Below are 12,076 nucleotides of genomic sequence, written 5' to 3' on the forward strand. Positions count from 1 at the left end.
TTGAAAATTTGAAACGATGTCGGGCGTGCCTTACGCGACGCGCTCTACGATGAGAGGCGGTGGCGTTGGGCGCTTTGGAGCGAGGCGATAAGCTTCCTTGAAGTAAGGCAACGCCGCTTCGAGCTTCGCTTCGTCGTTGTAATGGATCATCATAAGCGGCTCGCCCTGCTTGACCTGGGTACCAACCTTCTTGATCTCGGAAACGCCAACCGCGTAGTCGATCTTGCCATCTTCGTCCGCGCCCGCGCCGAGGAGGTGAACTCCCTTGGCGATCTGAGCCGCATTGATCGTGTGAACGTATCCACGCTTTGGAGCTGGCAGCTTGCGGATGTGCTGAGCGGTCGGGAACTTATCCGGATCATCGATGTAAGATGTGTCGCCGCCCTGAGCTGCGATGATCTCCTTGAGCTTCGCGAGAGCAGTTCCGTCCTCGATGTGACGCTGAACCGTCTGCTTCGCGGAAAGCGTAGAACCGGCAACACCTGCGAGGCGCACGATTTCCATACCGAGCTTGAGAACGAGCTCCTGAAGATCTTCCGGTCCCTCGCCCTTGAGAAGCTGGATCGCCTCCTTCAGTTCGAGAGCTGTACCGACCGTGTCGCCTAGCGGCTGGTTCATATCGGTCACGAGCGCTACGCAACGACGCTTCATTGAACGGCCAACGCGAGTCATGCTGCGAGCGAGCTGTTTCGCCTGCTCGAGATCGCGGATGAAAGAACCATTGCCCCACTTGACGTCGATCACGAGACCTTCCGCACCTTCGGCGAGCTTCTTAGAGAGAACGCTGCCAGTGATAAGCGGGAGACTTGGGATCGTCGCTGTCTTCTTGCGGAGATCGTAAAGCTTGGCATCTGCTGGTGCTAGCTCTGGGCTTTGGCGAACCATCGCGCCACCGATCTTCTCCAGCTGCTCGATGAATGGATCGATGTCCATGTCAGCATTGAAGCCTGGAACCGCGCTGAGCTTGTCGAGCGAGCTGATCGCGAAGTCCTGATCGATGCCACCCATCATTGGGATAACGATACCGGAAGCGACCGCGAGCGGTACGAGCACGAGAGAGGTTTTGTCGCCTACTCCGCCTGTAGAGTACTTGTCGATCTTTGGCTTAGCGATGTGAGAAAGATCGATCACCTCGCCTGAAAGCATCATTTCTTCGGTGAGAATCGCCGTTTCCTGGGCAGACATGCCTTGGAAGTAGATAGCCATAGCCATGGCGGCCATTTGGAAGTCCGGCATCTCTCCATCCAAAATGGAGTCTATTATATACCTGATCTCTTCCTTGGTGAACTCTTGGCCCTCGCGCTTCTTCTCGATAAGATACGCGTAGCTTGGCTTTATGAAACGACGGCTGCTTAAGGTTTTTCTAACCATATGGATTTGAACGAATACGTATGTGCGTGCCGTTCGCGGCCATGATGGGACAACACCCGCGGTCCATCCGCTAGGAAGGTATCACCCACACCATTGACGCTCTTGGACTTACGAAGGATCTCGCTACCAGAACAAAGCCCCTCGACCGCCCAAGCGGCAATTTTGAAGAGCGTATTATGCCACACGTGTCAAGCCCCTAACGGAATACCGCGACCCCGTAATGCGCTCAGCCATTTTTAGGGTAATCACGGGCGATTTTCGCAATTCAGAGAGTTTTGTCCGGATTAGAGGCTTGCGAGCGCGTCAGAGCCGGATTTTCTAGGCGGCCTTATGCAAGACTGGTTCGACCTCGCAAAAAAGATGGACTCGCTCGTGCTGGAGGCAGCTGCCACCGCAGGGCTGGAAGACACCTTTACGGCTGATATCCGTACGGCGGACCCTCGCTTCGGCGATCTACAGGCGAACGGAGCCCTTCCCTACGCCAAGCGAAACAAGGCTAACCCACGCCAAATCGGCCAGTCCATCGTCGATCTCCTCGAGAAAAACGAGGACCTCACCAGCAAGGTCGAAATCACCCTCTCCGGCCCAGGATTCATCAATTTTAAATTCAAGGCCGATTTCCTCCAAGATTGGCTAAAAACCTTCTCCGGCTCCGAACAGCTGAAAAAAGCCGCCGCTCACCTCCAAGAAAATGAGACGGTAGTGGTAGATTACAGCTCTCCTAATACCGCCAAGCAGATGCACATCGGGCACCTGCGTTCGCTCATCATCGGAGAATCCATCTGCAAGCTGCTCGCATTCTGCGGAGCCAAGGTTATCCGCGACAACCACATCGGCGACTGGGGCACCGCCTACGGACGCCTTTTCTACGCTTACAAACGCTTCCTGGACGAAGAAAACCTCGAGGCCAATCCACTCGGCGAACTCGAGCGACTCTACAAGCTCGGCAGCAAACTGGCCACCGAAGACGAGGAAGTCGTCAAGGAATCCCGCGAGGAGCTGGTCAAACTCCAGAGCGAAGATCCTGAAGCCATGGCTCTTTGGGAGCAAGTCAACGGCCACTCCATCGACGGCATCAAACGCGTCTACGAACTCTTCGACATCAGCTTCGACCACTACCTGGGCGAAAGCTTCTACCGCAACATGGTCGAGCAGGTATATAAAGAGCTCGAAGAAAGCGGTCTCGGCGAAGAGAGCGAAGGCGCATGGGTCGTGTTCCACCCGGAACACAAGCGCTACGCCACCCAGCCGTTCATGTACCGCAAGTCCGACGGCGCGTCCAACTACGCGACAACCGACTTGGCAACCATGCTCTACCGAGCTGAGCACTTCAAAGCGTCCAGCATCATTATCGAAACCGATTTCCGTCAAAAGGACCACTTCGAGCAGCTCGAGCTCACTACCCAGAAATGGTTCGAAAAGACAGGCCGAACCTTCCCGAAGTTCAGCCACGTCTTCCACGGCACCATCATGGGCGAAAACGGCAAGGCCATGGCCTCCCGTACCGGCGAGCCTGTGCTCCTCAAAGACCTCATCGCCGAATCCATCGAGCGCGCGGAGAAGATCGTACGCGAGAAAAACGACGAGAAGATCGCCAAAGGACAAGCCGCCCTCGCTGAAGAGGAAATCGTCGCCGCCGCCAAGGTCATCGGTACCAGCTCCATCCGATACGCCGAGCTTTCGCAAAACCGCACTAGCGACTACGTCTTCGCCTGGGATAAGCTCCTCAGCTTCGAAGGCAATACGGCTCCCTACCTACTCTACGCAGCCACCCGTATCAAAAGCATCTTCCGCAACTTCGAAGCGGCCGACCTCGAAAACCTCGCCGACAAAGCAAGCAACATCGAGACGGACGAAGAGCTCGCCCTCGCCCGCAAGATCCTCGGATTCGTCGGCGTGCTTCAGCAAACCGTCGAAACGCTACGCCCGCACTTGCTCTGCACCTACCTCTTCGAGTTGGCTGGGGCCTACAGCTCTTTCTACAACGCCAACAAGGTGATCGTACCCGAGGCAGACATACAGTCGCGGCGCCTAATGCTCTGCCAACGTACCCTAGACGTTTTGGAAACGGGACTAGGACTGCTAGGCATTCCTACGCTCGAGCGTATGTAATACAAGGCGCGGACCCGTACCGCGCCTTGACAAAGCCCCTTGAGCAAGTGTCTCATAGAGCTCTTCCCTAGCCTATGAGAGAGTACTATATCCGACGCGAAGGTGACGAAGATGCGAGCGGCCCGTTCGACATCGACCAAATCTCTTCCTTGATCGAGGCAAACAAGCTCGATGCCAACGCCTACTACTACGACATCGAGACCGAGTCCTGGCTCCTGATTTCATCCAATCAGGAATTAATGGATACGCTCTTTCCTAAAAAGCGAAAGCTCACCCTCCGCACTCCTGAAGTAGAAGCTGAAAAGAAACGCCAGGCTGAGGAAGAAGCCGCCAAGGTCGCTGCGGCTGCCGAAGCGGAAAAACAAGCCGCGGAAGCGACGGGCGATTCCGAAAGCGACCAACCCGAGTCCGAGGAAGGCACAAGCGCCTCCGATTCAGAGGACTCTCCGGAAACGGCCACCACAGCGAAAGAGGAAGAGCCAGAGCCTAAGAAGAAAAAGGGCAAAAAGAAAAAAGGCGACGAAGAGGAGGAACGCAAAAAGCTCGAAGTCACCAAGATGCTCGCCCTCGCCGAAGGCAGAGCCGACGACCCAAGCGGGAAATCTCCTAGGGAAAAGCAAGCGGCCGTCGCCTTCATCGGACTCCGTCTCCTCGCCCTATTCTTCCTTAGCTCGATCCTGGCAATGGCCTATATCGAAAAGGATCTGCTCTTGACCGCGGACGCCATCGCCATGGCGAAAAGCCCCTTTATCATCGTCGCTGTATTCGATGCCATCGTATTAGTGACTCTCCTGCTACAAGTCACAGAGGTGTATCCACTCCTTCGATTCAGAGCGGCGATCGGAGCAGGATTCCTCACCCTACTTTTCGCCTCTAGCGGAGATATGATCCCCTTGCTTTCCAACCTCCTGCTGATGGCAGCGATCTACTTCACCAGCGCCATCATCAAAATCCGATTCCTGATCGGATGCGGAGTGGCCGGTCTCGCCGGGATCCTCGGCTACGTCTACGCCTTCTTCCTTAGCTAAGACACCGGGGCATCAACCGACTTGCCGCCCCAAAAACAAACAAGAGTCGGAACGCCACCCACAGCACATGAACTCCCGCATCCAAGAGATCGTATCCAATATCCGTATACTTCTCAGAGAGATGTGGCGGCACCACGACGGGGAGATTTCCAAACGCCGAGTCGCGGCCTTCGCGACCGGACGCGTGATCGCGATCACATTCTCCGGCCTCAAAGAAAACCGCATTCTCGCGCGGGCCGCCGCGCTGAGCTTCAGCTCCCTGTTGGGCCTCGCCCCCCTCATCGCTCTCATGGTGATGGTTTCAGGTTTCGTACTCGACCAAACCGAACCGGGAACAGCCCAAGAGACGATAGAGAAGATCGTCACCTACATCGCCCCGCAAGTGTCCCTGTCCGAAGCCGGATCGGACGAAGGAAGCCTACGCAAGATCATCGCCGACTCTATCGAAGCCAGCCAATCAGGCGCGATCGGCATCGGAGGCCTGCTCATACTCGCCATGATCGCGATCCAGCTCTTCACCTCGATCGAGGACGCGTTCAATGACATCTGGGGAGTCTCCAAAGGCAGAAACCTGCTCACACGCGTGATCCTCTGCTGGACCATCCTAACTCTCGGAACCGCCATCATGTTCGCGGGATTGGCATTTGCCGTTTCCGAACTGATAAAACTCAACCAGCAAATCGCACACCTCACGGAAGGCATCCCCGGCTCAGAAACCGTCAACAGCTGGGTCAGCACCTACGGAGCGAAGCTTGGCAGCTTCCTCATCCTATCCTTCCTGCTCGCCGCATTCTACCGCTTCATCCCCAATACCCAAGTCGACTGGAAAGCCGCCTTCATCGGCGGCCTTTTCACCATGAGCTGCTTCACAGCAAATAACGCATTCGCCTTCCTCTACGTCGAACGCGTCGCCATGCAACGCACCCTTTACGGATCGCTCAGCATCCTGCCCGTGCTCATGATCGGGCTCTTCTCCTTCTGGATCTGCCTGCTCTTGGGCGGCCGACTTTCCTTCGCCGTACAAAACGCCCGCTTCAAAAGCGGCAAAGTCGCCTGGGACGAGCTCAGCCAAGCCTCGCAAGAAAGCCTCTCCTTGCTCCTCTTCTCCCAAATCAGCCGACGCTTCCTCGACTGCGCCCCACCCTATTCGAGCTCCGAACTCGCCAGGCGAAACAATCTCCCGCGGCCGCTCGCTGAAGCCGCCCTCAACCGACTCGCCGAGCTGGAGCTGGCATCCGCCCTCCCGGCCAAAGAAAAAGACACCGCCAACGCCCTTCGCTACCAGCCGGCCCGCCCCCTCGACAAAATCCCCTTGCTCGAGTTCAAGCAGCGCTTCGAGTCCTTCGGCGAAACCCCAGACGACGATCTTTTCGACTCCCGCGATCCGCTCGTCCACCGCTATCATCAGCTGATCGACCAAGCGCGCGCCGCCAGTTTTGACAATCTCACGCTCGCCAAAGCCCTCGAAGCCCTTGCCGAGCAAGACGAAGCAGAACGCAGCACCACCCAGCAAGAGGGCTAGTCCCCTCTGAAAACCGCCGGTTTTGTCCATTGACAGCCTAGGCGCCAAGCCTAGTTTAGCCGCCTTAAATTGCGTATCCCTATATGATTTCCTGGCTACAAAACAAACTGCAGAAGAATCTGCTCATCGTATTCATTCTCTTCTCGATCATCATCATCGCCTTCGTTTTCACCATTGGAAACCAAGGTCCAATGAGCGGTCGCGACGAGAGAACCGCAGATCTCCAGTTCTACGATACGCCAATGAACACCGAGACCGCGCGGGCCGAACTCGGACGCGACGCCCAGCTCAGCGCCATGCTCAACGGCAACCAGCAAGCCGACCAGAGCCTCCCTTACCAACGCGCCACCGTCCGCTACATCGCCAACCTCCACTCCATCCCGGAGCCAAGCAAGGAGCAGCTGCGCGAGTACATCGAAACCATTCCAGCCTTCCGAGGCCCCATCGGCCAGTTCGACGCCCAAGCCTACAACCGCATGATCGATAGCCTCCCCTTCTTCGGCTACACCGAAAACGATCTACGCCGCGTGCTGGCAGACGACTACCGCATCAACAAGGTCTACAACGTCCTCCGCGGCACCGGCTTTGTCGAAGAATCAGAAATCCTCGATGGCCTCAGCCAACGCCTCGCCAAGTGGTCCGTGCTCGTAGCCGACTACGACCTCTCCACCTACTCTCCCGAGCTCGACCTCACCCAGGAAATGATCGAGGCTCACTACGAGAAATACAGCTTCCAGTACCAAACTCCCGAACGCCGCATCGTCGACTACATCGAAATCGACGCCGGCCAATTCGTCGAAGATATCAAGCCATCCGAAGACGAACTCATCACTTTCTTCGAAGAAAACATCGACCGCTACCAGCCGACTCCTGCGGAAGACAGCGAAGAGGAAGTCGAGCCCGTCACCTTCGAAGACGTCCGCCTCGCAGTCCGCACCGATCTGCGTATCCGCAACGCCCGCGAAGTCGCAGCAGAGCGCGCCCACGACCTAGTCGTAGAAATCATCGAAAAGGAATACTCACGCGGTTCAGAAGGCCTCAAAACCGCATTCGCCAACCACAACGTCGAAGCCAGAACCTCCGCTTCCTTCGCTGCCAACGAAACACCTATCGGCACCACTTGGGGACGCGACATCGTTGAGCAAGCGTTCAACCTCAGCGAAGACCGCTACTTCTCCGAGCCATTCCAACACGGAAACAAGGCTGTCGTTCTCTTCTACAACCAAATCATCGAGCCAACCCTGCCTCAGCTCGACACCATCGCCCAGCGCGTGGCAGCCGACTTGCAGGCGGAAGAGTACCGCAAGGTACGCTCCGAATACGCAATCGAGCTCAAGGCGAAACTCAAAGAAGCCTCCTCTAGCGAAGAATCATTCGGCGCCGCAGCCGAAGAAGCAGGCATGACAGTTGGGTCCTTCCTCGACTTCTCTCTTTCCGAGCCAGCAGCAGGCCTCAACCCTCGACTCCTCTCCGCTTTCGTAGAACTCGAAGCCGGCCAGGTTTCAGACTTCGCTCGCACCTCTGGCATCGAAAACCAAGGAGCCTTCGTTTACGTTATTTCCAAGGATATCCCAGAGGTCAGCAAGGACGATCCACAATACGCCCAAGTCGAGCAACAGCTCAAAAACCTCTACGGCCAGTTCGCAGCCAACCAGTACATCCAGACGCTGATGATGCAGGAAATGCAACGCATCGGCCTCGCCCCAGCGGCGAACTAGCCGGAACTTGATATGCCGCTGCAGCGATTCAGACCGATATCCGGCCGCTGCAAGCTTTGCCGAGGCGAAGTGGAACTCCACCTCGCCTCAACTGTATCCGCACCCAAGGAATGCCCCAAATGCGGACAAGAAATAGAGCCCTGCCCCTCCAGCATCGCTCCCGAAGCTAAAATCAACGTCAAGCCAAGCGTCAGCAACGCCAAGGCAGCCGGCTTCAAAGTCCTGAAGCGACTCGACGGAGGAGAATACGAGAGCCAATAGCCCCCCCAAAAAAAACAGTAGGGCCGGGCGCCGACCGGCCACCTCTCAACCACACCTATGAACCGCGATCCCAAGCACATCCTCTACGGGCTCAATCCGGCAGAACGATCCCTCAAAGGCATCTGGCTGCTCTGCCTCCTCTACTTCGGCTCCCTCGTATCGGGAGCCATACTCAGCCTGATCGCCTTCAAAATCACCCATTACGTCGATCCCGACACCAGCAGCTACCTCGCCAACAAACCGTATCCAAAATTTTTCGACCGAGCCCGCTGGTTCAGCGTAGTCCTGCTCCTCCCCTACCTCTTCATCCAGTGCCGTATCACCAGCTGGAAAGCCATCGGCTTCTCCCGCCCAGTCCTTATGACCTGGGCTCGCTGGTTCACTAGCGGCATCCTGATGATTTTCATCATCTACGGTTTCAACTCCGCCACCGGAGCCTTCTCCTTCACTTGGGATACCGCCACCATACTCTCCAAAATCGACGACGCCATTCTCGCCGCCCTCCTCATAGGAACGCTCGAGGAAATCGTATTCAGAGGTCTTGTATTCAGAATGTTCTACACGGCCCTCCCCCCCGTGGTCGCAATCGCTCTATCATCCTTTTTCTTCGCCATCCTCCACTTCAAAACGCCTGCCTTCTCGCTCGACCACGTAGCCCCCTCAGAAATCGGCATCGCCCAGGCCACCCAGGTCGCCTTGGGAACCGCCATCGCGATCTTCACCGAATTCGACCTCAAATACCTGCTCGCCATCACTCTTGTCGGAGTCGTGCTGCATCAGGTCTTCCTTCTCACCAACAACCTCTGGGCAAGCATCGCCATCCATTCCGGCTGGGTCTTCACCATCAAGCTTTTCGGCAACGCCTTTTCCACCACCGAATCCGCCAACGCCTTCAGTGGAACCACCCGAGTAGCCGACGGCTATTGGGTCAGCATCGTCCTCGTCTTCTTCGTCGCCCTCTTCGCCTACCTTTTGCGAAAAAAAGAAAGCGCAAACGAACTCCCGTGATGAGAAACATCGCCGTCATCTCCGACACCCACGGGACCGTTCCCGATCGCTTGCTCACCCACCTATCCGAAGCCGACGAGATCTGGCATCTCGGAGATGTCACCCGCCCCGACATCCTCATCCCCATCCAAAACCTCGGTCGCCCCCTCATCGTCGTAAACGGCAACTGCGATCCACGCGGCACATGGCCCGAAACCCGACAGCTCGAGCGAGAAGGCTGCACCTTCCACCTGCAGCACCGCCCCCCTCCAATTGCCATCCCCTCAAACGACGCCATCCTTTTCGGACACCTCCATCGCCCCATCGACGAAACGATGGACGGCATCCGCATCCTCAACCCCGGCGCCATCACCGGCCCCCGCCACGGATCCGCCAGCAGCTTCGCCTGGCTTCGCTTCCCCGAACCCGGCAAATGGACCTGGAAAGTCACCGCCCTCTAACCGGAGGGAAACGTCGTTTCCTTAGACCTAGAGAGTGGCAATGACAGACACGTCACCCTCCTCACTCACCACTTCCGCGGAAACCGCAGCCGATGCTCCACCCGTCCCAATTGCGAGGGCTCTAGCTTCGGCAACTCCTCCGCCAAAAGACGCTGATCGTCCACCGCGAGAATCGCCTTAGCGCAAGCCTGCAACTCGATCCAGCGCTCAAACTCCAAACTCGGAGCGTTCACGATGTGCCTCAACAAACTCAGCCACTCCTGCCGAGCCCGCTGTACATCACCGAATTTAAGGTTATCGCCCAACAGCTTCTTCCCCTTGCCCACAGAGTCCGCCCACTCGGCGATCACCTCGGCCGCTCCATCCCCGTAGTGCAAAGGCAGTCCGTGCCTCAAATACCCATCGTAGCTGCGATCCTGATACGCCACACGGCAAGCCCTCGATATCCGGTGACTATAGGAGCTGTAGTCATCAAACCGATACCCAGCCCTCAGATTCGCGATATCTCGCGCGATCGCATCCACCGCATAACTCTCGTCCTCAAGCGCTGCAGCGATCGCCAGCCCCTCACCTCCTTGGAAAAAACTAAAAATTCTTCCCCGCAAAGTCGGATGCCCATCCGCCTCAACCAGTCCCAACTGCCTCCAAGCAAGAGCCGGGCTACGGGCCGAACTTAACTCCCCTTCACAAACAGCCCTTTGCGGGCACCCCTGACATTCCAAGGGATAAGCTCGACGCGTCTGCGGCTCGTAGAGAGCGACGCCAAACACGTCCACATCCGCCTCGAAAACCAAACTCGCCAAATCGAACACGCCGAACAAGCGGAATCCTTCCCGCTTCGTATCCACCAATTCACCACAGTCAGGGACCATTTCCCAAGGCAAAGAATCCAGAGCGTCCAAATCACAACGTTTCGACACCTCCGAGCCACACTCAGCAAACGAGTCCAGCAGCCAACTCGCCAACTGCACACGTCCTTTCTTTCGCTTATCGAAGAATCCGATCAACCTCTTTTTTCCCAATCGCTTCCCCATCCGAAACGGCTTGCCGCCGCCGATCGCTTTGATCACCGAAGGCCGTTCCAAAGCCGGCACCACAGCCCCCTCGCTCAACACATGAAGCTTCGACAAAGGAAGACTGACACGCTCCCGTCGCGGCTCCCACGCTCCTTGAGAGTTTAAAAACTCTTCGCTATTCGCCGTCGCATAGCGAGCCCGCTCCGCATCCACCTGCAGTCCACAAGGCGTATTTGGAAACCGTATACCGTGCTCTACCCCGACTTTCGCTGGCGTCTCACCCAGCAAACGATGACAGGCTTCAACCACTTGAGAAAAAGGCTCTATCCCCTGCTCGCATGCCACGTCGAGGATTCCAATCAAACTCGGCCAATCCAGGAGCTTTGGACGTCGTACTGGCCTCTGTTTACCTTCCCTTAACCGAGGTCGATCAGGAGCTACGAGCGCATAGCCCACTTCATCGAAACCACGCCGTCCCGCCCGTCCGAACATCTGCAGCAGCTCGTCTGGCTGTATCAGCTGCTGCACGCTGCCTAGCGTGAACTGGGATTCCGTCACCAAAACCGAGCGCATCGAAAAATTAACCCCAGCAGCTAAACCTGTAGTCGAAACGACGATACGCAATTGCCCCGCCTTCGCGAGTGGCTCCACAAGCCCCGCTCGCTGCTGATAACTCAAACCGCTGTGATGGTAAGCGACCCGTTTGTTCAGCAGCTTCTCCAGAGTCCCTCCTGCCAGGCGTTTCTGTTCCGAGCTAAGAGCCAACGGATTCTCGATCGGCAATGCCGCCGCCAACTGTCGAGCCAGCGACTCCGCTCCTTTTCGCTGCGGGGCAAATACCAGAATCGGCCCCAAATCAGCCATCAACGCCCGAGCGATAAGCCGCGGCCAAAATCCCGTCACCGTACGCGGCGGATTAAACGACAACGCGTCCAAATGTATTTCCTCCAAAGGAACAGGCCGCTTCTTCACTGAAATCAACTGGGCCTTTCGTCCCAACCGCATGAGCCAGTCCACCATGTCCTGCGGATTGGATACGCTACCGCTCAGCAGCAAGAGTTGCGTTTGCGGCGGTGCAAGCGCCACACAAAGCTCGTAGTTAACCCCGCGAGCCTCGTCTCCAATCATCTGATACTCGTCGATCACGAAAAGCTGCGGTCCCTGCCCCCTCAGAAAGCGCGGTTTCTGCGTTTCCAAGGTAGCCACCACAATCGGAGCATCCGGGTCGATCGCCACATCTCCCGTCACGATTCCCACGCGCCAGCCTTTCGCCCGAAACTCTCGTAGCTTGTCGTTCGCCAACGCCCGTGTCGGCACCGCTAGCACGATTTGGCCGCTTCGCTTCGACTCCGCGATAAGCTCTACCAGATACGTTTTGCCCGCCCCAGTCGGAGCATTCACCACGACATCCTCCCCCGCCTTGATATGGTGCAGCGCATCCTGCTGCCACAGGTCGGGGATTTTCAGGTGGATATCGAGCTCGCCAAAGGAATTCACTGCAAGACGCGGTTCAGGTCAGTCTGCAGACTGATAAACTTCTGGTGAAATAACGGGCAAGACCTTTCCTCGCTCGCAGAATTCGATAGACTGTCTAAAGCGT

At 56.9% G+C, this 12,076-nt stretch carries 9 protein-coding genes; 7 read left to right on the plus strand and 2 right to left on the minus strand.

Annotation, left to right across the window (positions count from 1 at the left end):
• Positions 1 to 30: 30 nt before the first annotated feature.
• Positions 31 to 1,371: a thymidine phosphorylase gene (locus tag JIN87_RS06940; RefSeq protein WP_200354813.1), complete on the minus strand. Its 1,341-nt coding sequence runs from the start codon at positions 1,369 to 1,371 to the stop codon at positions 31 to 33.
• Between the two features lie 330 nt (positions 1,372 to 1,701).
• Between JIN87_RS06940 and argS the strand changes: the two genes are divergently transcribed.
• From argS to JIN87_RS06975, 7 genes are all read left to right on the plus strand, one after another.
• The gene (gene argS / locus JIN87_RS06945) at positions 1,702 to 3,483 is read left to right on the plus strand and encodes an arginine--tRNA ligase (protein WP_200354814.1); all 1,782 of its coding nucleotides are present in this window, start codon (positions 1,702 to 1,704) and stop codon (positions 3,481 to 3,483) included.
• Between the two features lie 74 nt (positions 3,484 to 3,557).
• On the plus strand, positions 3,558 to 4,511 hold the full coding sequence (locus JIN87_RS06950; protein WP_200354815.1) for a hypothetical protein: 954 nt from the start codon (positions 3,558 to 3,560) through the stop codon (positions 4,509 to 4,511).
• Between the two features lie 67 nt (positions 4,512 to 4,578).
• Positions 4,579 to 6,033 carry a YihY/virulence factor BrkB family protein gene (locus JIN87_RS06955; protein WP_200354816.1) on the plus strand — a complete coding sequence of 485 codons (1,455 nt, stop codon included), beginning with the start codon at positions 4,579 to 4,581 and terminating at the stop codon, positions 6,031 to 6,033.
• A gap of 83 nt (positions 6,034 to 6,116) precedes the next feature.
• Positions 6,117 to 7,751, plus strand: coding sequence for a peptidylprolyl isomerase (locus JIN87_RS06960; RefSeq protein WP_200354817.1), 1,635 nt, complete (start codon positions 6,117 to 6,119; stop codon positions 7,749 to 7,751).
• A 12-nt stretch (positions 7,752 to 7,763) separates the two neighbouring features.
• On the plus strand, positions 7,764 to 8,012 hold the full coding sequence (locus JIN87_RS06965) for a hypothetical protein (protein WP_200354818.1): 249 nt from the start codon (positions 7,764 to 7,766) through the stop codon (positions 8,010 to 8,012).
• A gap of 57 nt (positions 8,013 to 8,069) precedes the next feature.
• Positions 8,070 to 9,020: a CPBP family intramembrane glutamic endopeptidase gene (locus tag JIN87_RS06970; RefSeq protein ID WP_200354819.1), complete on the plus strand. Its 951-nt coding sequence runs from the start codon at positions 8,070 to 8,072 to the stop codon at positions 9,018 to 9,020.
• Positions 9,020 to 9,460, plus strand: a complete 441-nt coding sequence (locus JIN87_RS06975; RefSeq protein WP_200354820.1) for a metallophosphoesterase family protein — start codon at positions 9,020 to 9,022, stop codon at positions 9,458 to 9,460. Before JIN87_RS06970 ends, JIN87_RS06975 begins: the two co-directional genes overlap by 1 nt.
• Positions 9,461 to 9,525: 65 nt before the next feature.
• Here the strand turns inward: JIN87_RS06975 and JIN87_RS06980 are convergent, their stop codons facing one another.
• Positions 9,526 to 11,973 carry a DEAD/DEAH box helicase gene (locus tag JIN87_RS06980; RefSeq protein WP_200354821.1) on the minus strand — a complete coding sequence of 816 codons (2,448 nt, stop codon included), beginning with the start codon at positions 11,971 to 11,973 and terminating at the stop codon, positions 9,526 to 9,528.
• Positions 11,974 to 12,076 lie beyond the last annotated feature (103 nt).

Source organism: Pelagicoccus mobilis (genome assembly GCF_016595505.1).
Lineage (GTDB): Bacteria > Verrucomicrobiota > Verrucomicrobiia > Opitutales > Opitutaceae > Pelagicoccus > Pelagicoccus mobilis.